Origin of the sequence: Enterobacter sp. WCHEn045836 (genome assembly GCF_003965585.1) — a bacterium.
Classification (GTDB): domain Bacteria; phylum Pseudomonadota; class Gammaproteobacteria; order Enterobacterales; family Enterobacteriaceae; genus Enterobacter; species Enterobacter dissolvens.
The window spans coordinates 82,762-102,974 of sequence record NZ_RXPT01000005.1 but is presented as its reverse complement, the minus strand read 5'-3'; the positions used below and the strand labels follow the sequence as shown (position 1 = coordinate 102,974).

At 54.8% G+C, this 20,213-nt stretch carries 23 protein-coding genes and 1 tRNA gene; 15 read left to right on the top strand and 9 right to left on the bottom strand.

All coding sequences use genetic code 11. The features are described from left to right. The first annotated feature begins 113 nt into the window (after positions 1-113). From frdA to frdD, 4 genes are read left to right on the top strand one after another with little or no spacing between them, the layout of a single operon-like run. Positions 114-1,904 (top strand): fumarate reductase (quinol) flavoprotein subunit, encoded by a 1,791-nt coding sequence (frdA, locus tag EKN38_RS08280; RefSeq protein WP_014830370.1) that lies wholly within the window; start codon positions 114-116, stop codon positions 1,902-1,904. Next, positions 1,897-2,631 (top strand): fumarate reductase iron-sulfur protein, encoded by a 735-nt coding sequence (gene frdB, locus EKN38_RS08275; protein WP_013095274.1) that lies wholly within the window; start codon positions 1,897-1,899, stop codon positions 2,629-2,631. Before frdA ends, frdB begins: the two co-directional genes overlap by 8 nt. A 10-nt stretch (positions 2,632-2,641) precedes the next feature. Further along, positions 2,642-3,037, top strand: coding sequence for a fumarate reductase subunit FrdC (gene frdC / locus EKN38_RS08270; protein WP_014830369.1), 396 nt, complete (start codon positions 2,642-2,644; stop codon positions 3,035-3,037). Positions 3,038-3,047: 10 nt separating this feature from the next. After that, positions 3,048-3,407 (top strand): fumarate reductase subunit FrdD, encoded by a 360-nt coding sequence (gene frdD / locus EKN38_RS08265; protein WP_013095272.1) that lies wholly within the window; start codon positions 3,048-3,050, stop codon positions 3,405-3,407. Positions 3,408-3,436: 29 nt separating this feature from the next. On the opposite strand, the gene ampR is transcribed toward frdD, so the two are convergent. Beyond that, the gene (ampR, locus tag EKN38_RS08260; protein WP_014830368.1) at positions 3,437-4,312 is read right to left on the bottom strand and encodes a LysR family transcriptional regulator AmpR; all 876 of its coding nucleotides are present in this window, start codon (positions 4,310-4,312) and stop codon (positions 3,437-3,439) included. 133 nt (positions 4,313-4,445) lie between these two features. On the opposite strand from ampR, the gene blaCMH reads away from it, so the two are divergent. Both blaCMH and EKN38_RS08250 read left to right on the top strand, forming a co-directional pair. Continuing rightward, complete coding sequence (blaCMH, locus tag EKN38_RS08255; protein WP_043951555.1) at positions 4,446-5,591, top strand: CMH family class C beta-lactamase; 1,146 nt, start codon at positions 4,446-4,448, stop codon at positions 5,589-5,591. Between the two features lie 107 nt (positions 5,592-5,698). Next, positions 5,699-6,229 (top strand): lipocalin family protein, encoded by a 531-nt coding sequence (locus tag EKN38_RS08250; protein WP_014830366.1) that lies wholly within the window; start codon positions 5,699-5,701, stop codon positions 6,227-6,229. Here the strand turns inward: EKN38_RS08250 and sugE are convergent. Further along, on the bottom strand, positions 6,226-6,543 hold the full coding sequence (gene sugE, locus EKN38_RS08245) for a quaternary ammonium compound efflux SMR transporter SugE (protein WP_014830365.1): 318 nt from the start codon (positions 6,541-6,543) through the stop codon (positions 6,226-6,228). The two genes, EKN38_RS08250 and sugE, sit on opposite strands and share 4 nt — an antisense overlap. A 262-nt stretch (positions 6,544-6,805) precedes the next feature. On the opposite strand from sugE, the gene EKN38_RS08240 reads away from it, so the two are divergent. Further along, positions 6,806-7,405, top strand: coding sequence for a response regulator transcription factor (locus tag EKN38_RS08240; protein ID WP_014830364.1), 600 nt, complete (start codon positions 6,806-6,808; stop codon positions 7,403-7,405). Between the two features lie 37 nt (positions 7,406-7,442). On the opposite strand, the gene ecnB is transcribed toward EKN38_RS08240, so the two are convergent. The 3 genes from ecnB to efp all read right to left on the bottom strand — a co-directional run bounded on the left by ecnB (position 7,443) and on the right by efp (position 8,443). Next, positions 7,443-7,589, bottom strand: a complete 147-nt coding sequence (gene ecnB, locus EKN38_RS08235) for a lipoprotein toxin entericidin B (RefSeq protein ID WP_003025482.1) — start codon at positions 7,587-7,589, stop codon at positions 7,443-7,445. Between the two features lie 108 nt (positions 7,590-7,697). Next, entirely contained in the window at positions 7,698-7,829 is a 132-nt protein-coding gene (locus tag EKN38_RS08230; RefSeq protein WP_014830363.1) for an entericidin A/B family lipoprotein, read from the bottom strand. 47 nt (positions 7,830-7,876) lie between these two features. Then, positions 7,877-8,443, bottom strand: coding sequence for an elongation factor P (gene efp, locus EKN38_RS08225; protein ID WP_014830362.1), 567 nt, complete (start codon positions 8,441-8,443; stop codon positions 7,877-7,879). A gap of 40 nt (positions 8,444-8,483) precedes the next feature. Here efp and epmB point away from each other — a divergent pair, with 40 nt between their 5' ends. After that, positions 8,484-9,512, top strand: coding sequence for an EF-P beta-lysylation protein EpmB (gene epmB, locus EKN38_RS08220; protein WP_014830361.1), 1,029 nt, complete (start codon positions 8,484-8,486; stop codon positions 9,510-9,512). Positions 9,513-9,559: 47 nt separating this feature from the next. On the opposite strand, the gene EKN38_RS08215 is transcribed toward epmB, so the two are convergent. The 3 genes from EKN38_RS08215 to EKN38_RS08205 all read right to left on the bottom strand — a co-directional run bounded on the left by EKN38_RS08215 (position 9,560) and on the right by EKN38_RS08205 (position 12,019). Further along, positions 9,560-9,913 (bottom strand): DUF4156 domain-containing protein, encoded by a 354-nt coding sequence (locus EKN38_RS08215; RefSeq protein WP_014830360.1) that lies wholly within the window; start codon positions 9,911-9,913, stop codon positions 9,560-9,562. A 134-nt stretch (positions 9,914-10,047) separates the two neighbouring features. Next, a complete protein-coding gene (gene groL, locus EKN38_RS08210; protein ID WP_014830359.1) occupies positions 10,048-11,694 on the bottom strand; it encodes a chaperonin GroEL in 1,647 nt (548 codons plus the stop codon). Between the two features lie 31 nt (positions 11,695-11,725). After that, on the bottom strand, positions 11,726-12,019 hold the full coding sequence (locus EKN38_RS08205; RefSeq protein WP_003855929.1) for a co-chaperone GroES: 294 nt from the start codon (positions 12,017-12,019) through the stop codon (positions 11,726-11,728). 178 nt (positions 12,020-12,197) lie between these two features. Between EKN38_RS08205 and yjeH the strand changes: the two genes are divergently transcribed. Next, a complete protein-coding gene (yjeH, locus tag EKN38_RS08200) occupies positions 12,198-13,418 on the top strand; it encodes an L-methionine/branched-chain amino acid transporter (protein ID WP_014830358.1) in 1,221 nt (406 codons plus the stop codon). A gap of 36 nt (positions 13,419-13,454) precedes the next feature. Here yjeH and EKN38_RS08195 read toward each other — a convergent pair whose 3' ends face one another. Then, positions 13,455-13,919, bottom strand: a complete 465-nt coding sequence (locus tag EKN38_RS08195) for an FxsA family protein (RefSeq protein WP_014830357.1) — start codon at positions 13,917-13,919, stop codon at positions 13,455-13,457. Positions 13,920-14,254: 335 nt separating this feature from the next. On the opposite strand from EKN38_RS08195, the gene aspA reads away from it, so the two are divergent. The 6 genes from aspA (at position 14,255) to EKN38_RS08165 (ending at position 20,041) form a co-directional block, all read left to right on the top strand. Continuing rightward, positions 14,255-15,691 (top strand): aspartate ammonia-lyase, encoded by a 1,437-nt coding sequence (aspA, locus tag EKN38_RS08190; protein ID WP_014830356.1) that lies wholly within the window; start codon positions 14,255-14,257, stop codon positions 15,689-15,691. Positions 15,692-15,807: 116 nt separating this feature from the next. Then, entirely contained in the window at positions 15,808-17,109 is a 1,302-nt protein-coding gene (locus EKN38_RS08185) for an anaerobic C4-dicarboxylate transporter (RefSeq protein ID WP_014830355.1), read from the top strand. 113 nt (positions 17,110-17,222) lie between these two features. Then, positions 17,223-17,546 (top strand): divalent cation tolerance protein CutA, encoded by a 324-nt coding sequence (gene cutA, locus EKN38_RS08180; RefSeq protein ID WP_014830354.1) that lies wholly within the window; start codon positions 17,223-17,225, stop codon positions 17,544-17,546. Next, positions 17,522-19,222 (top strand): protein-disulfide reductase DsbD, encoded by a 1,701-nt coding sequence (locus EKN38_RS08175; RefSeq protein WP_014830353.1) that lies wholly within the window; start codon positions 17,522-17,524, stop codon positions 19,220-19,222. Before cutA ends, EKN38_RS08175 begins: the two co-directional genes overlap by 25 nt. 48 nt (positions 19,223-19,270) lie before the next feature. Then, a complete protein-coding gene (locus EKN38_RS08170) occupies positions 19,271-19,846 on the top strand; it encodes a transcriptional regulator (protein WP_014830352.1) in 576 nt (191 codons plus the stop codon). A 119-nt stretch (positions 19,847-19,965) separates the two neighbouring features. Next, positions 19,966-20,041, top strand: a tRNA-Phe gene (locus EKN38_RS08165). Positions 20,042-20,213 lie beyond the last annotated feature (172 nt).

The following is a 20,213-nucleotide window of genomic DNA, read 5'->3' as shown; positions in this document are numbered from 1 at the left end:
TACTGTTTTACCCATAAAGGAGCAGTGGAAACGCTTTCGCAATCGTCCTTACGGACAGGTGGGCTACCTTTAGTTTATCGCGTTGCGAAATAACAAAAATCTGGAGGAATGTCGTGCAAACTTTTCAAGCCGATCTTGCCGTAATAGGCGCTGGCGGGGCTGGATTACGTGCTGCGATTGCTGCAGCACAGGCTAATCCCAACGCTAAAATCGCACTGATTTCAAAAGTCTATCCGATGCGCAGCCACACGGTTGCCGCAGAAGGAGGATCCGCCGCCGTTGCGCAGGATCATGACAGCTTCGAATACCATTTCCACGACACGGTTGCAGGGGGCGACTGGCTTTGCGAACAGGATGTCGTTGACTACTTTGTACACCACTGTCCAACGGAGATGACCCAGCTTGAACAGTGGGGATGCCCGTGGAGCCGCCGTCCGGACGGCAGCGTTAACGTTCGCCGCTTCGGCGGAATGAAAATCGAACGCACCTGGTTTGCCGCCGATAAGACCGGCTTCCACATGCTGCATACCCTATTCCAGACCTCCCTTCAGTTCCCACAAATTCAGCGCTTTGACGAACATTTTGTCCTCGATATTCTGGTCGATGACGGTCATGCGCGCGGTCTGGTGGCCATGAACATGATGGAAGGCACGCTCGTCCAGATCCGCGCTAACGCGGTGGTGATGGCAACGGGCGGTGCGGGCCGGGTTTACCGTTACAACACCAACGGCGGCATCGTCACCGGTGACGGTATGGGTATGGCGCTCAGCCACGGCGTGCCGCTGCGCGATATGGAATTCGTCCAGTATCACCCTACCGGCCTGCCAGGCTCCGGCATCCTGATGACGGAAGGCTGCCGCGGCGAAGGCGGTATTCTGGTCAACAAGAACGGCTACCGTTATCTGCAGGATTACGGCATGGGCCCGGAAACCCCGCTCGGTGAGCCGAAAAACAAATACATGGAGCTCGGCCCGCGCGACAAAGTGTCTCAGGCCTTCTGGCATGAGTGGCGCAAAGGCAACACGATCGCTACGCCACGCGGCGATGTGGTCTACCTCGACCTGCGTCACCTCGGCGAGAAGAAACTGCTGGAACGTCTGCCGTTCATCTGCGAGCTGGCAAAAGCCTACGTGGGTGTTGACCCGGTGAAAGAGCCAATTCCGGTACGCCCCACAGCGCACTACACCATGGGCGGGATTGAAACCGACCAGCAGTGTGAAACGCGCATCAAAGGGTTGTTCGCCGTCGGCGAGTGCTCCTCTGTCGGCCTGCACGGTGCCAACCGTCTCGGGTCAAACTCGCTGGCTGAGCTGGTTGTCTTTGGCCGCATGGCGGGCGAACGCGCGATGGAGCGTGCCGCAACAACGGGCGAAGCCAACGGCGCAGCACTGGACGCACAGGTCGCTGACGTCGAGAAACGACTGAAAGACCTGGTCAACCAGGAAGGTAACGAAAACTGGTCGAAAATACGCGACGAAATGGGTATGTCGATGGAAGAAGGCTGCGGTATCTACCGTACGCCAGAGCTGATGCAGAAAACCGTCGATAAGCTGGCGGAACTGCAGGAGCGTTTCAAACGCGTGCGCATCACCGATACCTCCAGCGTATTCAACACCGACCTGCTTTATACCATCGAGCTCGGTCACGGCCTGAACGTCGCGGAATGCATGGCGCACTCCGCCCTGGCACGCAAAGAGTCACGCGGGGCGCATCAGCGTCTTGATGAGGGCTGTACCGAACGTGACGACGTCAATTTCCTGAAACACACCCTCGCCTGGCGCGACGCGGATGGCACCACTCGTCTGGACTACAGCGACGTGAAGATCACAACGCTGCCACCGGCTAAACGCGTTTACGGCGCAGAAGCAGAAGCCGCCGAGAAGAAGGAGAAGGCGAATGGCTGAGATGCAAACCCTGAAAGTTGAAGTGGTGCGCTACAACCCGGAAGTGGACACCGCGCCACACAGCGCTTTCTATGAAGTGCCCTATGACGAGCAAACCTCTCTGCTGGATGCGCTCGGCTATATCAAAGACAACCTGGCACCGGACCTGAGCTACCGCTGGTCCTGCCGCATGGCCATCTGCGGCTCCTGCGGCATGATGGTGAACAAAGTACCGAAACTGGCCTGTAAAACCTTCCTGCGTGATTACACCAAGGGGATCAAGGTTGAAGCGCTGGGCAACTTCCCGATTGAGCGCGATCTGGTGGTCGATATGACCCACTTTATCGAAAGCCTGGAAGCCATTAAGCCGTACATCATTGGCAACCCGCGCACGCCGGATCAGGGACCGAATACCCAGACGCCCGCCCAGATGGCGAAATACCATCAGTTCTCCGGGTGCATCAACTGCGGTCTTTGCTACGCCGCGTGTCCACAGTTTGGTCTGAACCCTGAGTTCATCGGCCCGGCGGCGATTACGCTGGCGCACCGCTACAACGAGGATAGCCGCGACCACGGTAAAAAAGAACGTATGCCGCAGCTTAACAGCCAGAACGGCGTCTGGAGCTGTACTTTTGTGGGCTACTGCTCCGAAGTCTGTCCGAAGCACGTCGACCCGGCTGCCGCTATTCAGCAGGGTAAAGTGGAAAGTTCGAAAGACTTTCTTATCGCCACCCTGAAACCACGCTAAGGAGTGCATGATGACGACTAAACGCAAAGCCTACGTGCGGCCGATGCCGTCCACCTGGTGGAAGAAACTGCCGTTTTATCGCTTCTATATGCTGCGTGAAGGTACTGCGGTGCCCGCGGTCTGGTTCAGCCTTGAACTGATGTATGGCGTCTTTGCCCTCAAACATGGCCCTGAAACCTGGGCCAGTTTTGTCGGGTTCCTGCAAAACCCCATCATCGTGATCCTGAACCTGATTGTGCTCGCAGCCGCACTGCTTCATACCAAAACCTGGTTTGAACTGGCGCCAAAAGCGGCGAATATTATTGTAAAAGGCGAGAAAATGGGGCCAGAGCCGGTCATTAAAGGGCTTTGGGGAGTGACAGCCATTGTCACTGTGGTGATTCTGTTTGTCGCACTGTTCTGGTAAGGAGACACCTGTGATCAATCCAAATCCAAAACGTTCTGACGAGCCGGTTTTCTGGGGACTGTTTGGCGCAGGCGGCATGTGGAGTGCCATTATTGCGCCGGTCATTATCCTGCTGGTCGGCATTATGCTGCCGCTGGGGCTGTTCCCTGGCGACGCGCTGAGCTATGAGCGCGTCCTGGCCTTTGCAGGTAGCTTTATTGGCCGGGTATTCATCTTCCTGATGATTGTCCTGCCGCTGTGGTGCGGCCTGCACCGTATCCATCATGCGATGCATGATCTGAAGATCCACGTACCGAGCGGTAAATGGGTGTTCTACGGTCTGGCAACCATCCTGACCGTGGTAACGCTGATTGCCGTGGTCACTATCTGATACACCAGGCCCGTCCTCCGGCGGGCCTGTTATTTCTGCATCTTCCCCACCAGCCACTGAGCAAATTCACGCATTGCCGGGGTTTCCGCGCGTGACTGCAGCCGCGTTAGCCAGTAACTGCCAAGATCAATCTGCGTCGTAAACGGCTGCACAATGCGCTCGCTGTTCAGCAGATGGGTAAACATATCGACAGGGGCGATAGCAATGCCTGTGCCTGCCTGTGCGGCCTCCAGCATAGTGACCGACGAATCAAACACCATCACCCGATGCGTGGGTGAAGGCGGGTTTTCTCCGGCGGCCTGCATCCAGGCGGTCCACTCGTCGCGCCGGTAAGAGCGCAGCAGGGTAAACTTCAGGATATCGGCAGGGGTGTGCAGCGCGGCTGCAATGTCCGGCGTGCAAAGTGGTGCCAGCGGCGCTGAACAGAGGAACGTCGCCTCCGTGCCGTGCCACGCTCCCCCGCCGTAGCGAATGGTGTAATCAAGCCCCTCCGCTGCCGGATCGACGCGATTGTTGTGGGTCGAAAGCTGAAGATCGATATGCGGATAGCTGCGACGGAAATCATCCAGCTGTGAGAATAACACCCCAGTGGCAAAGGTCCCCACCACGCCAATTTTCAACTTCTCCTGCGCCCGGTGGTTGGCAAAGCGATCCAGCATGCCTGCGATACGATCGAAGGAGTCATTCAGCACCGGCAGCAGATTCTCGCCTTCGGTGGTCAACATCAACCCGCGCGAAACGCGGACAAACAGCTGGCAGTTAAGGTGCTGCTCCAGCGCCTTCACGTGCTGGCTAATCGCGGAATGGGTGACATTCAGTTCAATAGCGGCATGAGTAAAACTGAGGTGCCTGGCGGCGGCTTCGAACGCCCGAAGCGAATTAAGAGGAAGATAGCTGCGCGTCATAGTCCCATCCGTTAGAAAAATTAACAGCTAATGCTAAATTTAACCGTTTGTCAGCCACAGTCAAATCACCCAGACTACGAACGTCTGACGGGCCCGGACATCCCCCTTGACTCGCTATTACGGAAGATAACTGATGATGAAAAAATCCCTAAGCTGTGCCCTGTTGCTCAGCGTTGCCTGCTCTGCCTTTGCCGCGCCAATGTCAGAAAAACAGCTGGCTAACGTCGTGGAACGTAACGTTACGCCCCTGATGAAAGCGCAGGCCATACCCGGTATGGCCGTGGCTGTCATTTATCAGGGTCAGCCGCACTATTTTACTTTTGGTAAAGCAGACGTCGCAGCGAATAAGCCTGTCACACCGCAAACCTTATTTGAGCTGGGCTCCGTCAGCAAAACTTTCACCGGGGTGCTGGGTGGCGATGCCATTGCCCGCAAAGAGATCTCGCTGGCCGACCCGGTCACGAAATATTGGCCTGAATTGACGGGCAAGCAGTGGCAGGGCATTCGCCTGCTCGATCTGGCAACTTATACCGCAGGTGGATTGCCGTTGCAGGTACCGGATGCTGTCACCGATAACGCCTCTCTGCTGCGTTTCTACCAGTCCTGGCAGCCAAAGTGGGCCCCGGGTACTACGCGTCTGTACGCCAACACCAGCATCGGTTTGTTTGGCTCACTGGCGGTTAAACCTTCCGGCATGCGCTTTGAGGAGGCCATGACGGAGCGGGTCTTTAAGCCCCTGAAACTCAATCATACGTGGATAAACATTCCACACGCTGAAGAGCCGCATTACGCATGGGGTTATCGTGAGGGTAAAGCGGTCCACGTTTCGCCGGGTCTGCTGGATGCAGAAGCCTATGGCGTGAAATCTAACGTCAAAGATATGGCGAGCTGGGTGATGGCCAATATGGCACCGGAGACAATCCAGCAGCCCTCTCTGAAGCAGGGTATTGCGCTGGCGCAGTCTCGCTACTGGCGCGTGGGTGCCATGTATCAAGGGTTAGGCTGGGAGATGCTCAACTGGCCGGTCGACGCCAAAACCGTGGTGAATGGCAGCGACAATAAGGTTGCACTGGCGCCGTTACCGGCAGCAGAAGTGAATCCTCCGGCTCCGCCTGTGAAAGCCTCATGGGTGCATAAAACGGGCTCTACGGGGGGGTTTGGCAGCTACGTGGCGTTTATTCCTGAAAAGCAGATCGGTATTGTGATGCTCGCGAATAAAAGCTATCCGAACCCGCTACGGGTGGAAACGGCTTACCGTATCCTCGACACGCTGCAGTAAAACATTGCCGGGTAGCGGCTTCGCTTACCCGGCGAAACACGCCGCACAATCTTCCGCAATTTCCCTGCTGTCATCTACACTTAACAAAAAACAGTAAGGAAACTCCTATGCGCATTCTTCCTGTTATCGCCGCGGTGACAGCCGCGTTTTTAGTGGTTGCCTGCAGCTCCCCTACCCCTCCTTCCGGCGTCACTGTTGTGAGCAATTTCGACGCCCAACGATTCCTTGGAACATGGTATGAAATTGCCCGCCTCGATCATCGGTTTGAGCGGGGGTTAGAGAAAGTCACAGCACATTACAGTTCGATGGACGACGGCGGTATTCAGGTGATCAATCGCGGATACAATCCGGATCGGCAGATGTGGCAACAGACGACGGGAAAAGCGTACTTTACCGGCGACCCGCGACGGGCCGCACTAAAAGTCTCGTTCTTTGGCCCGTTCTACGGCGGATACAATGTCATCGCCCTCGACAGAGAGTACCGCCATGCGCTGGTCTGCGGGCCGGATCGCGACTATTTGTGGATACTCTCCCGCACGCCGACCATTTCGTCAGAGATGAAACAGCAGATGCTGGACGTTGCGACCCGGCAAGGGTTTGATGTGTCAAAACTCATCTGGGTAGAACAACCGCATTAGTGAGCGCTGAGTTTCAGCCCGATAATGCCGCACACAATCAACGCGAGGCTGGCGATACGCGCCAGACTCGCCGACTCTCCCAGCAGCAAAATCCCGGTGATAGCCGCCCCCACCGCACCAATGCCCGTCCAGACAGCATAGGCCGTCCCCACAGGTAACGAGCGCATCGCCCATGAGAGCAGGACGATACTCACGATCATCGCGGTAACGGTAATCACGCTGGGAGTCAGACGGGTAAAGCCGTGGGTGTACTTCAGACCAATTGCCCAGACCACTTCGAGCAGGCCGGCAATAAAAAGAATAATCCAGGACATATCAGGCTCCTTAACTTAACGGTAAGTTGGGGCCGTCCCCGGTGAAAGAAACCCTTACAGGTCGTCCCGTAAGGCAAAGATTAAGCGTCATATTTTGGTTAACGAACGATTTTTTTTCAATCCCTTTGTGCTGAACATGTTAAGGCAAGAAATAGCCTCAGTATGGCGCGTAGTTCAGGCATTTATCACTCATCCGACTTCTCTATCATGATGTGCTTTCTGATGGCAGGAAGCCAAACCACTAGCCGACTGCGAATCTATTATGTTCAAAATTCTTTTGATTGACCGTTGTCACTTCACCCGCGCGGGGTTTGAAGCGTGGCTCAATCATTCCGGTTTGTTTCCTGGGCACTTCGTCGTGACCGGGCTGAATAATCTCATCCTCGCCAGAGAGCATATTCTGCAGTGGAAACCGTCGGTGGTTATCGCTGACCTGCACGGCTTCATGCAGGATATTCACCATTTCCAGCAACTCTCTTCCCTGCTGAACGCCAGCGAAAACGTGCCGTTCATTTTGCTGCAGTCGGGTGAGGATAAAGAGATGGCAGGCTATCTGGCACAGTTCCCCATCTGGGCTTCGCTTAAAAAAAATGCCGAACTGGAGGCACTGGCAACGGTCATCAATGATGCGTTAACCACTCGCGCGAGCGTGGAGATCCCCGCAGTGGCTGCACCTCTGCTGACTCGCCAGGAGGAGAAGGTGTTGACGTTGTGGATGGATGGCGCAAGCAATCAGAAGATTGCCACTCATCTGAGCATTAATGGTAAAACGGTGTATACCTATAAGCGAAATATCCGCATGAAACTGCATATGGATACACGCTTTTCCCCATTTTTATCCCTGCAGGAATCAGAAAACTGACGGTACGAAACCCATCCGGGTCCGTACCGTTTTTAAATTACTGCTGAGCTTTAGTTGCCGCACCTGAGATTGCACTACCACCTTCAGAAATGTCCTGACCAACGCCACGCGTGGTATTACAGGCCGTTAAAACTGAAGAGAGTACCAGGACAGAAAAGATCGCTGCAATTGTCTTCTTAACCATAATATCTTCCTTTTATAGCCAGAGTTGTTTTGTGTATAGCAACTTAAGAATAGACAAGATCCCGTCAGTTGACGGAAAAGGAAGCATTTTTAGGAAAATTAGACGGGATTAGCTGGCGGCGTGAGAAATGATATGGCCGAGATCCTGGATATCCTCCCCCATTCCACGTGTGGTATTACAGCCGGAAAGCAACGCGCTGGACAGCGCTAACAGAAGCAGAATTTTAATGGTACGTTTCATCATCCCTGCCTGCAGAAATCAGGCGCAGCAACGCTGCGCCTTAACCATTACTTCACGCGAGATACGTATTCGCCGGAGCGGGTATCCACTTTGATCACTTCGCCAGTCTGTACGAACAGTGGCACTTTAACCACGGCACCGGTAGACAGTTTCGCAGGCTTACCACCCGTACCGGCGGTGTCACCTTTCAGGCCTGGATCGGTTTCAACGATTTCCAGTTCAACGAAGTTCGGTGGGGTAACCGCGATAGGCTGGCCGTTCCACAGGGTCACGATGCACTCAGCCTGGTCCAGCAGCCATTTGTCGCTATCGCCAATGGCTTTAGCATCAGCAGACAGCTGTTCGAACGTTTCGTTATTCATGAAGTGCCAGAACTCACCGTCGTTGTACAGGTAAGTCAGGTTCATATCGACAACATCAGCGCCTTCAGCGGAGTCAGTAGACTTGAAGGTTTTTTCGACACGGGTACCGGTCAGCAGGCGGCGCAGCTTAACGCGTGCAAATGCCTGGCCTTTACCTGGTTTAACGAATTCGCTGGCTTCAACCGCATACGGTTCGCCGTCCAACATGATTTTAAGACCAGCACGAAAATCGTTGCTATAGTACGTTGCCATAAGGCCCTCTAAATTTGTTAACTGGTAGCTTAGCCACAAAATGGCGCATATTGTAACCCTAAACACCCCGTCCAGAGAAGATTGGTTATCGCAACTTGCCGATGTAATCACCAGTCCTGATGAATTGCTACGTCTTCTTGAGCTCGAACAGCATACCGATTTGCTGGCCGGCCGGGAGGCGAAGCGACTTTTCGCCCTGCGTGTTCCCCGCGCGTTTGTTGCCCGTATGGAGAAAGGTAATCCTGACGATCCATTATTAAAACAGACGCTTACCTCGCAGGAAGAGTTCATTACGGCACCGGGCTACAGCACCGATCCGCTGGAAGAGCAGAACAGTGTGGTACCGGGTTTGCTGCATAAGTATCTGAATCGCGCCCTGCTGCTGGTGAAAGGCGGCTGTGCGGTAAATTGTCGTTATTGCTTCCGTCGACACTTCCCGTATGCCGAAAATCAGGGAAATAAACGCAACTGGCAGGTCGCACTGGACTATATCGCCGCCCATCCGGAACTCGATGAGATTATTTTTTCCGGCGGCGATCCGCTGATGGCGAAAGATCATGAGCTGGACTGGCTGCTGACCCAGCTTGAAGCCATCCCGCATATTAAGCGTCTGCGCATTCACAGCCGTCTGCCGATTGTTATTCCGGCGCGAATCACTGACGGACTGGTCTCCCGCCTGGAGCAGTCTCGTTTGCAGGTGCTGCTGGTGAATCATATCAATCACGCCAATGAAATTGATGATGCTTTTCGTGCCGCAATGGTGCGTTTGCGTAAGGCAGGCGTGACGCTGCTGAACCAGAGCGTGTTGCTGCGCGGCGTGAATAATAATGCCCGCGTGCTGGCGGACCTCAGCAACGCCCTGTTTGATGCGGGGGTGATGCCCTATTACCTGCACGTACTGGATCGCGTTCAGGGCGCAGCGCATTTCATGGTGACGGATGAAGAAGCGCGGCAGATCGTGCGTGAACTGTTAACGCTGGTGTCAGGCTATATGGTGCCGAAGCTGGCACGTGAGATTGGCGGTGAACCGAGCAAGACGCCGCTGGATTTACAGCTAAGGCAGAGCTAGTTTCCCTTCAGCCTAACCCTCTCCCACAGGGAGAGGGAAAAAGGCAATCAGTTCGGGCACTTATAGACCTGGCCATTCATCTGGCTGGCGGTTGGCACAAAGCTGGACAACATACCCTGCGTCGGGCTGCTTACCCCGTAAATCACGTTGCCACCCATCGCTGCAGCCTGGTTACGCAGGGCATTTGCTGCACCACGCATAGAGCCACCCTCTTCGCCATGCTGGCCCGACATCCAGTTGCTTTGCTCACCGGTTGCCGTGCCTAAAAACTGGCACTCGTTACCCGGCTTATCTTCCACAAAGCGAACGCCCTGACCCGCTGCAGACAGCTCATTGCTGGAGCTACAACCCGCCAGCAGCAATGCTGCTCCTACGATCCCTGCACAGACTTTTACGCGCATGTTATTCCTCGTTTTCAATAAGCTGGACAATAGTTGTCCGTGTGTAAACCTTATACTAAAAAGATGACCAAAAGAAAAACCCCCGAGCATTTCTGCCCGGGGGTTTTTCACATTCTACGACGTAAAGCGCACGATTACATCATGCCGCCCATTCCACCCATGCCGCCCATACCACCAGCAGCACCTAAGTCAGGCGCATCGCCTTTAGGCAGGTCGGTTACCATGCACTCGGTAGTGATCATCAGACCCGCTACAGAAGCCGCGTACTGCAGAGCAGAACGGGTCACTTTAGTTGGGTCCAGAATACCGAAGTCGATCATGTTGCCGTATTCTTCCGTCGCCGCGTTGTAACCGTAGTTACCTTCGCCCGCTTTCACGTTGTTGGTGACAACAGAAGGTTCTTCACCGGCGTTGGAAACGATCTGACGCAGAGGCGCTTCCATCGCGCGCAGCGCAACTTTGATACCCACGTTCTGGTCTTCGTTCTGACCGGTCAGGCCAGCCAGTTTAGCGGCAACACGCACCAGCGCAACACCACCACCCGCAACCACGCCTTCTTCTACCGCAGCACGGGTCGCGTGCAGGGCATCGTCAACGCGTGCTTTTTTCTCTTTCATTTCAACTTCGGTAGCCGCACCAACTTTGATGACCGCTACACCGCCTGCCAGTTTCGCTACGCGCTCCTGCAGTTTTTCACGGTCGTAATCAGAGGTCGCTTCTTCGATCTGCTTACGGATCTGACCAACGCGGCCCTGAATAGCGGATTCTTCACCCACGCCATCGATGATGGTGGTGGTGTCTTTGTTGATCACAACACGTTTCGCCTGGCCCAGGTCTTCCAGGGTCGCTTTTTCCAGCTCCATACCGATCTCTTCAGAGATCACGGTACCACCGGTCAGGGTAGCGATATCCTGCAGCATGGCTTTACGACGATCGCCGAAGCCAGGTGCTTTAACCGCAGCCACTTTCACGATGCCACGCATGGTGTTAACCACCAGGGTCGCCAGCGCTTCGCCTTCAACGTCTTCAGCGATGATAACCAGCGGTTTGCCTGCTTTCGCAACGGCTTCCAGCACTGGCAGCATTTCGCGGATGTTGGAGACTTTCTTATCAGCCAGCAGGATGAATGGGCTTTCCAGCTCAACAGCGCCAGTTTCTGGCTTGTTGATGAAGTATGGGGAGAGGTAACCGCGGTCGAACTGCATACCTTCAACCACGTCCAGTTCGTCTTCCAGACCGGTACCGTCTTCAACGGTGATCACGCCTTCTTTACCGACTTTGTCCATCGCTTCAGCGATCAGTTTACCTACGGTTTCGTCGGAGTTAGCGGAGATGGTACCAACCTGAGCAATGGCTTTAGAGTCAGAGCATGGTACGGACAGCGCTTTCAGTTCTTCAACAGCGGACGCGACAGCTTTGTCGATACCACGTTTCAGATCCATTGGGTTCATGCCCGCAGCAACGGCTTTCAGACCTTCAGTGATGATCGCCTGCGCCAGTACGGTCGCGGTGGTGGTACCGTCGCCTGCAGCGTCGTTCGCTTTAGAGGCCACTTCTTTCACCATCTGCGCGCCCATGTTTTCGAACTTGTCTTCCAGCTCGATTTCACGTGCAACAGAAACACCATCTTTAGTGATGGTTGGCGCGCCGAAAGATTTATCCAGCACTACGTTACGGCCTTTCGGGCCCAGGGTCACTTTAACTGCATCTGCCAGTACGTTTACGCCGCGGAGCATTTTTACACGAGCGTCGTTACCGAATTTTACGTCTTTAGCTGCCATGTTCTTATTTCCTCAAATTCTCGTGCGTAAATTACGCTTCAACAATTGCCAGAATGTCGCTCTCGGACATGATCAACACTTCTTCATTGTCGATCTTCTCGGATTTCACGCCGTAGCCATCGTTGAAAATGACGATGTCACCAACTTTAACGTCCAGTGGCTGCACAGTTCCGTTTTCCAGGATGCGGCCCTTACCGACAGCGATGATTTCGCCACGCGTTGATTTTGCTGCTGCAGAACCGGTCAGAACGATGCCGCCCGCAGACTTGGTTTCAACTTCTTTACGTTTGACGATCACACGATCATGTAACGGACGAATACTCATTGATAGCTCTCCTTTGAGAAAGTCATTATCAGTTATGGATGACGCCGGGCCGCACGCGGTTTTCCGGCTAGTGCCCTGAGAGATGGGGATAGCTTTTTCCCCCTTCAAGGGGCAGTCGAAAAAAAATTTACGAAAGTGTTACCATCGCCTCTCTTTGAGTGGTGGCGGGACGATGTCAATGAGTGGACTCAAGCAGGAGTTGGGGCTGGCGCAGGGGGTGGGGCTGCTCTCAACCTCTTTGTTAGGTACAGGGGTGTTTGCGGTGCCTGCACTGGCGGCGCTGGTTGCCGGAAATAACAGCCTGTGGGCATGGCCGGTGCTGATTGTGCTCGTCTTCCCGGTCGCGATTGTGTTCGCCGTACTGGGGCGACATTTTCCCAGCGCGGGCGGTGTGGCGCACTTTGTCGGCATGGCGTTTGGCCCCCGTCTGCAACGTGTCACCGGCTGGCTGTTCCTTTCTGTGATCCCGGTGGGTCTGCCTGCGGCGCTGCATATCGCCACCGGTTTTGGTCAGGCGCTTTTTGGCTGGCGCGACGAAGCTCTGCTCCTGGCCGAGCTGGGTACACTGGCTCTCGTCTGGTGGGTTGGCTCACGCGGGGCCAGTTCCAGCGCCAACCTGCAAACGATCGTTGCGGTGCTGATTGTCGCGCTGATTGCCGCAATCTGGTGGGCGGGTGATATTACCGTGGCAGAAATTCCGTTCCCGGCAGTGAAAGATATTGATCATTCGCAGCTGTTCGCCGCGCTTTCAGTCATGTTCTGGTGTTTTGTCGGCCTGGAAGCGTTCGCCCATCTGGCCTCTGAGTTCAAGCATCCCGAGCGCGATTTTCCGCGTGCCCTGATGATTGGCCTGTTGCTGGCAGGCACCGTGTACTGGGCCTGTACCGTGCTGGTGCTGCACTTTGACGCATACGGTGCAGATAAAGCGGCCGCCGCTTCGCTACCGGGGATTGTGGTGGAGCTGTTTGGTGTAAAAGCGCTCTGGGTGGCCTGCGTGATTGGCTATCTGGCCTGTTTTGCCAGCCTGAATATTTACATCCAGAGCTTTGCGCGGCTGGTGTGGTCACAGGAGCGCGATAAACCGGCGAGTCGTCTTGCGCAGTTGTCTAAACGTCAGTTGCCGTTGAATGCGCTTAATACCGTGCTGGGGAGTTGCGTCCTGAGCACATTGTGTATTTACGCGCTGAAGATCAATCTGGACGCGCTAATCATCTACGCCAACGGCATATTTATTATGATCTACTTGCTGTGCATGCTGGCGGGTTGTCGTCTGCTGAAAGGTCGCTATAAAGCACTGGCGGTTGTCGGGGGAGTGCTTTGCCTGCTGCTACTGGCGATGGTGGGCTGGAAGAGTGTGTACGCCGTCGTCATGCTGGCCGGGCTGTGGGTGGCGCTGTAGTAGGCCCGGTAAGCGAAGCGCCACCGGGCAACAACATCACCGATCGTCTTTATGATCTAAACGGTCGTGCTGGTCATCCTTACGCTGGTACTCCCCTTCGAAGGTATCACCAGGCCCGGTGCTGAACCCGCCGCCCGGCATGCGGCTGAAACGCAAATGTGGCAGCAGCTTCAGGGTCAGGTGTTTTTGCACCGGCGGCAACAGCAGCAGCAGACCGAGGAAGTCGGTGAAGAAGCCCGGCAGGATTAACAGCAAACCGGCAATAATCAGCGATACGCTTTTGATCATCTCGGCCGCCGGACTCTCGCCTGCGGCCATCTTCTGCTGCATTAACAGGAAATTTTTGAAACCCTGATTACGTACCAGCGACATGCCGATGACGGAGGTGAAAATCACCAGAATCAGCGTCAGCAGGACGCCCAGCACATGGGCGACCTGGATAAAAATGGAAATCTCAATGTAAACATAGAGAAAGAAAGCAATAAACGGTATCCAGCGCACTGGCGTCTCCTGTGTGGCAGGTGCCTTTTGGCCCCTGTCTGAATGTGTTCGCGACACGCGTCTGTAAGAGATGAGGACGGTTAGCTAAAATTCAATCGGTTTGCACGGATATTTTTTTTGGAAATATTAAAGCGGTGACCCATTTCACAGATTAATAATTATCATGGAATCGGGTCGATAATAAGTGATCCAGCTTACGGCAATTCGCTATCATCAGCATATGATCTCGAGCAATTGGCCGATTGAGGGAATAATCGTCGGTCAGAAAATATTCAAAACCACATAAATACTGTGTGTTTAGTACAATCCATCGGCAGCTTGAAAAGAAGGTTCACATGTTAAACAACATTCGTATCGAAGAAGACTTGTTGGGTACCAGGGAAGTTCCAGCGGATGCCTACTACGGTGTCCACACTCTGAGAGCGATTGAAAACTTCTACATCAGCAACAGCAAAATCAGCGACATTCCTGAGTTTGTCCGTGGCATGGTGATGGTGAAGAAAGCGGCAGCGCTGGCAAACAAAGAGCTGCAAACCATTCCTAAAAGCGCAGCAAATGCGATTATCGCGGCCTGCGATGAAGTGCTGAACAACGGCAAATGCATGGACCAGTTCCCGGTTGACGTCTATCAGGGCGGCGCGGGTACCTCCGTCAACATGAACACCAACGAAGTACTGGCAAATATCGGCCTGGAGCTGATGGGTCACCAGAAAGGTGAATACCAGTACCTGAACCCGAACGATCACGTTAACAAATGTCAGTCCACCAACGACGCCTACCCAACCGGCTTCCGCATCGCGGTTTATGCCTCGGTTGTGAAACTGGTCGACGCCATCAACCAGCTGGGCGATGGCTTCCAACGCAAAGCGGTTGAGTTCCAGGACATTCTGAAAATGGGTCGTACCCAGTTGCAGGACGCGGTGCCAATGACCCTCGGTCAGGAATTCCACGCGTTTAACGTGCTGCTGAACGAAGAGACGAAAAACCTGCTGCGCACCTCCGAGCTGCTGCTGGAAGTGAACCTGGGTGCTACCGCCATCGGTACGCGTCTGAACACGCCGGACGGTTATCAGCAACTGGCGGTTCAGAAACTGGCTGAAGTCTCTAACCTGCCGGTCGTGCCAGCAGAAGATCTGATTGAAGCCACCTCCGACTGCGGCGCCTACGTCATGGTACACAGCGCCCTGAAACGTCTGGCGGTGAAACTGTCAAAAATCTGTAACGACCTGCGCCTGCTCTCTTCCGGCCCACGCGCTGGCCTGAACGAAATCAACCTGCCTGAACTGCAGGCCGGTTCATCCATCATGCCAGCCAAAGTGAACCCGGTCGTGCCAGAAGTGGTGAACCAGGTTTGCTTCAAGGTTATTGGTAACGATACGACCGTGACCATGGCCTCTGAAGCCGGTCAGCTGCAGCTGAACGTCATGGAGCCAGTGATTGGCCAGGCGATGTTCGAATCCATTCACATCCTGACTAACGCTTGCTACAACCTGCTGGAAAAATGCGTTAACGGCATTACCGCGAATAAAGAAGTCTGTGAAGGCTACGTGTACAACTCCATCGGGATCGTCACCTACCTCAACCCGTTCATCGGCCATCATAACGGCGATATCGTCGGTAAGATTTGTGCCGAAACCGGTAAGAGCGTGCGTGAAGTCGTACTGGAGCGCGGACTGTTGACCGAAGCCGAGCTGGACGATATCTTCTCGGCCCAGAACCTGATGCACCCGGCATATAAAGCGAAACGATATACCGATGAAAGCGAACAGTAACCGTTCAGGCTAAGCTTCCGAAAGGCACGTCACTTGTGACGTGCCTTTTTTCTTTTTAGGCGTTACCAAAATACAACAATTCAATATCAACTTGTTAATAAGCAAGGCAGGTCCTTATGTTTGGAGCAGAACTCGTCATCGTCCTGTTGGCGATTTATTTGGGAGCAAGACTCGGGGGTATCGGCATCGGTTTTGCCGGCGGTCTCGGGGTGCTCGTTCTTACCCTTATCTTTCAGATTAAACCCGGCGCAATCCCGTTTGATGTTATCGAAATCATCATGGCAGTTATTGCCGCTATCGCCGCCATGCAGGTGGCTGGCGGTATGGACTACCTGGTGAGTCTGGCGGAGCGTATGCTGCGCCGTCATCCTAAATACATTACCTTCCTTGCCCCGCTGGTGACCTGGTTCATGACCATTCTCGCCGGTACCGGTCACACTGCCTTTTCCACGCTGCCGGTGATTACCGAAGTGGCAAAAGAACAGGGTATCCGTCCATCTCGCCCGCTCTCTATCGCGGTGGTGGCCTCCCAGATTGCGATTACCGCCTCGCCTATCTCCGCGGCAGTGGTATTCTTCGCCGGTATCCTGGAACCCATGGGCGTGAGCTATCTGACGCTGCTGGCGATCTGTATCCCGGTAACGTTGATTGCAGTCATGATCACCGCCGTGCTGTGTAACTTCCTCGGCGCTGAACTGAAAGACGATCCGGTTTATCAGGAACGTCTGGCCAAGGGCGAAGTGAGCCTGCGCGGTAGCCAGGTCTTCGAACTGAAGCCGCATGCGAAACGCTCCGTGGTGCTGTTCCTGATCGGTATCGTGGCGGTGATGTTCTACGCGACGGCCATCAGTGACACAGTAGGCCTCATTCAGAACCCGGTTCTGCCGCGTAACGAAGCGATTGTGGTGTTCATGCTCACGATTGCGACGCTGATTAGCATCACCTGTAAAATTGACACCAGCGAAGTGCTGAATGCCAGCACCTTCAAATCCGGTATGAGCGCCTGCGTGTGCGTGCTGGGTGTGGCATGGCTCGGTGACACCTTCGTGAAAGCGCACATCAGCGACATCCAGACCGTTGCGGGTGACCTGCTGCATAACTACCCATGGCTGCTGGCTGTGGTGCTGTTCTTTGCCGCGACACTGCTTTACTCTCAGGCCGCCACAACCAAAGCACTGATGCCTGCAGCGCTGATGCTGGGCGTAACGCCACTGACGGCCATTGCCTCGTTTGCTGCCGTTTCTGCCCTGTTCGTTCTGCCAACCTACCCAACCCTGCTGGCGGCGGTTGAGATGGATGACACCGGTTCAACCCGCATCGGTAAGTATGTGTTTAACCATGCGTTCCTGATCCCGGGTGTGGTCGCCATTACGCTGTGCGTGATCCTCGGCTTTATCATCGGCGGCGTCGTGCTGTAAACCGCGCGTTGTTGTAAAAATAGTTAAAATCGGGCCGCTCTGCGGCCCGTTTCATTAATGACCAATCGCCTTGCGTGATATAGTGATCCCTTTCGTGATGAGGAGGTCGACTTGTGAACACGCCTGATGCTGTTGTCGTACTGTGTACCGCCCCTGATGAAGCCACTGCCCAGGATCTCGCCGCCAAAGTGCTGGCCGAAAAACTGGCTGCCTGCGTGACGCTCCTCCCCGGTGCCACCTCCCTTTATTACTGGGAAGGCAAGCTGGAGCAGGAGTACGAAGTCCAGATGTTGCTCAAAACCAATCCGGCGAATCAGCAGGCGCTTCTAAACTGCCTCAAATCTCATCATCCTTACCAAACTCCGGAACTGCTGGTATTGCCAGTGCTCCACGGTGATAACGATTATCTCTCATGGCTCAACGTTTCCTTACGCTGATCCTGCTGCTGTGCAGCACGTCAGTCTTTGCCGGGTTGTTTGACGCGCCCGGCCGTTCGAACTTTATTCCTGCCGATCAGGCATTCGTTTTCGATTTCCAGCAAAATCAGCATGACCTCAACCTCACCTGGCAGGTGAAAGAGGGCTATTACCTGTACCGTAAGCAGGTCAGTATCACACCCGCTCACGCAAGCGTGGGCGCGCTGCAACTGCCTGCGGGCGAATGGCACAAGGACGAGTTTTACGGCAAAAGTGAAATCTATCGCCAGCGTTTAAGCGTGCCCGTCACGGTGAATCAGGCGGATAAAGGCGCCACGCTTACCGTCACTTACCAGGGGTGCGCCGATGCCGGATTCTGCTATCCCCCTGAGACGAAGATCGTTCCGCTCAGCGAAGTTAACGCGTCTGCCGCTACCGTTGCCCCTCCCCCTTCAGAGGCGAAACGTGAAGGTGAGCCTGCTGCAGACCTTCCTTTCTCCGCCCTCTGGGCTTTACTGATTGGTATCGGCATCGCCTTCACGCCATGCGTGCTGCCTATGTACCCGCTGATCTCCGGAATAGTGCTGGGCGGAAAGCAGCGTCTTACCACCACCCGCGCGCTGCTACTGACCTTTATTTACGTGCAGGGAATGGCGTTAACCTATACGGCACTCGGCCTCGTGGTTGCGGCGGCCGGCTTACAATTCCAGGCGGCTCTCCAGCACCCTTATGTGCTTATCGGCCTGTCGGTGGTGTTTATCCTGCTGGCCTTGTCGATGTTTGGCCTCTTCACCCTGCAACTGCCGTCTTCCCTGCAAACCCGCTTAACGCTGCTCAGCAATCGCCAACAGGGGGGCTCAGCAGGTGGGGTGTTTGCGATGGGGGCTATCGCCGGTTTGATTTGCTCGCCCTGCACTACCGCACCGCTCAGCGCGATCCTGCTCTATATCGCCCAGAGCGGTAATATGTGGCTGGGCGGCGGTACGTTGTACCTGTACGCGCTGGGGATGGGTCTGCCGCTGATCCTGGTCACGGTCTTTGGTAACCGCCTGCTGCCGAAGAGCGGGCCGTGGATGGAGACGGTGAAAACCGCGTTTGGCTTTGTCATTCTGGCGCTGCCGGTATTCCTGCTGGAGCGTATTGTCGGTGATGTCTGGGGGATGCGCCTGTGGGCGATGCTCGGCGTGGCGTTCTTCAGTTGGGCATTTATCGTCAGTCTGGGGGCAAAAAGAGTCTGGATGCGTCTGGTGCAAATCCTCCTGCTCGCTGGTGCTCTGGTAAGCGTGCGTCCGCTACAGGACTGGGCATTTGGCCCCCCCGTGGGTCAGACCCAGGCGCATCTGAATTTCACTCAGATTAAGAACGTGGATGAACTTAACAGCGCCCTGGCGCAGGCGCACGGCAAACCGGTGATGCTCGATCTCTACGCAGACTGGTGTGTCGCCTGCAAAGAGTTTGAAAAATACACCTTTAGCGACCCGCAGGTGCAGGGCGCGCTGAACGGGACCCTTCTGCTTCAGGCAAACGTGACCGCCAACAATGCGCAGGATAAAGCCCTGCTGAAGCAACTTAACGTGCTCGGTCTGCCAACCATTTTGTTCTTCAATGAACAGGGTGAAGAACAGCCGGGACAGCGTGTAACCGGGTTTATGGACGCGGCGGCTTTCAGCGCGCATTTGCGCGATCGCCAACCGTAAACAACACTTTAAACGGGACAACCGTTGGGAATAACGGAGGAGAGAACCGTGCAACGCGAAGACGTACTGGGACAAGCCCTGCAATTACTTGAGATTCAAGGGATCGCCAGCACCACGCTTGAGATGGTAGCCGACCGTATCGATTACCCTCTGGATGAGCTTACGCGCTTCTGGCCCGATAAAGAGGCGCTGCTTTATGATGCCCTGCGCTATCTCAGCCAGCAGGTTGATGTCTGGCGCAGGCAGCTGATGTTGAATGAAGAGCTGACCGCCGAACAGAAGCTGCTGGCGCGCTATACTGCGCTGACGGAATGTGTAAGTAACAACCGCTATCCGGGTTGTCTGTTTATCGCCGCCTGCACGTACTACCCCGATCCCGGCCATCCCATCCATCAGTTGGCGGATCAGCAAAAACGCGCAGCGCATGACTTTACCCACGAACTGCTGACCACGCTTGAAGTGGATGATCCGGCAATGGTGGCAAAGCAGATGGAGCTGGTGCTGGAAGGCTGCCTGAGCCGTATGCTGGTGAACCGGAGTCAGGCCGATGTGGATACCGCTCACCGCCTGGCAGAGGACATTCTGCGCTTTGCCCAGTGCCGTATGGGCGGCGCGTTGACGTAAGCGTAATTTGACCTGTTTGCTTCAGAAGTCAGCACATTGCCGCAAACTTAAGCAGTTGAACAGCTTTTCCAGAAATAGTGTTGACGATCGGGTGGGATTGCGGTTTAATGCGCTCCGTTGCCCGGATAGCTCAGTCGGTAGAGCAGGGGATTGAAAATCCCCGTGTCCTTGGTTCGATTCCGAGTCCGGGCACCACTAATTTTGCATCAAAGCACGCTGGTTAAGAGATGAGAACCTTAACGGGCGGTTAATACAGGGGCCGGTCATTACGGAATGTCCTCCGGTGTAGGCGTATCTGCACTGGTTAACGTTTCTGAATCAGTCCCTCAAGTGAGGGAGCCTGTTCGCGCAGGCTCCCTTCTCTCGA

Coding starts and splice junctions, on each gene's coding strand:
- EKN38_RS08175 (WP_014830353.1), top strand. CDS start 17,522: ATGGCTCAACGTTTCCTTACGCTGATCCTGCTGCTGTGCAGCACGTCA.
- ampR (WP_014830368.1), bottom strand. CDS start 4,312: ATGACGCGCAGCTATCTTCCTCTTAATTCGCTTCGGGCGTTCGAAGCC.
- EKN38_RS08230 (WP_014830363.1), bottom strand. CDS start 7,829: ATGAAACGTACCATTAAAATTCTGCTTCTGTTAGCGCTGTCCAGCGCG.
- EKN38_RS08250 (WP_014830366.1), top strand. CDS start 5,699: ATGCGCATTCTTCCTGTTATCGCCGCGGTGACAGCCGCGTTTTTAGTG.
- ecnB (WP_003025482.1), bottom strand. CDS start 7,589: ATGGTTAAGAAGACAATTGCAGCGATCTTTTCTGTCCTGGTACTCTCT.
- EKN38_RS08205 (WP_003855929.1), bottom strand. CDS start 12,019: ATGAGTATTCGTCCGTTACATGATCGTGTGATCGTCAAACGTAAAGAA.
- EKN38_RS08240 (WP_014830364.1), top strand. CDS start 6,806: ATGTTCAAAATTCTTTTGATTGACCGTTGTCACTTCACCCGCGCGGGG.
- aspA (WP_014830356.1), top strand. CDS start 14,255: ATGTTAAACAACATTCGTATCGAAGAAGACTTGTTGGGTACCAGGGAA.
- efp (WP_014830362.1), bottom strand. CDS start 8,443: ATGGCAACGTACTATAGCAACGATTTTCGTGCTGGTCTTAAAATCATG.
- frdC (WP_014830369.1), top strand. CDS start 2,642: ATGACGACTAAACGCAAAGCCTACGTGCGGCCGATGCCGTCCACCTGG.
- EKN38_RS08215 (WP_014830360.1), bottom strand. CDS start 9,913: ATGCGCGTAAAAGTCTGTGCAGGGATCGTAGGAGCAGCATTGCTGCTG.
- groL (WP_014830359.1), bottom strand. CDS start 11,694: ATGGCAGCTAAAGACGTAAAATTCGGTAACGACGCTCGTGTAAAAATG.
- sugE (WP_014830365.1), bottom strand. CDS start 6,543: ATGTCCTGGATTATTCTTTTTATTGCCGGCCTGCTCGAAGTGGTCTGG.
- yjeH (WP_014830358.1), top strand. CDS start 12,198: ATGAGTGGACTCAAGCAGGAGTTGGGGCTGGCGCAGGGGGTGGGGCTG.
- epmB (WP_014830361.1), top strand. CDS start 8,484: ATGGCGCATATTGTAACCCTAAACACCCCGTCCAGAGAAGATTGGTTA.
- blaCMH (WP_043951555.1), top strand. CDS start 4,446: ATGATGAAAAAATCCCTAAGCTGTGCCCTGTTGCTCAGCGTTGCCTGC.
- EKN38_RS08185 (WP_014830355.1), top strand. CDS start 15,808: ATGTTTGGAGCAGAACTCGTCATCGTCCTGTTGGCGATTTATTTGGGA.
- frdB (WP_013095274.1), top strand. CDS start 1,897: ATGGCTGAGATGCAAACCCTGAAAGTTGAAGTGGTGCGCTACAACCCG.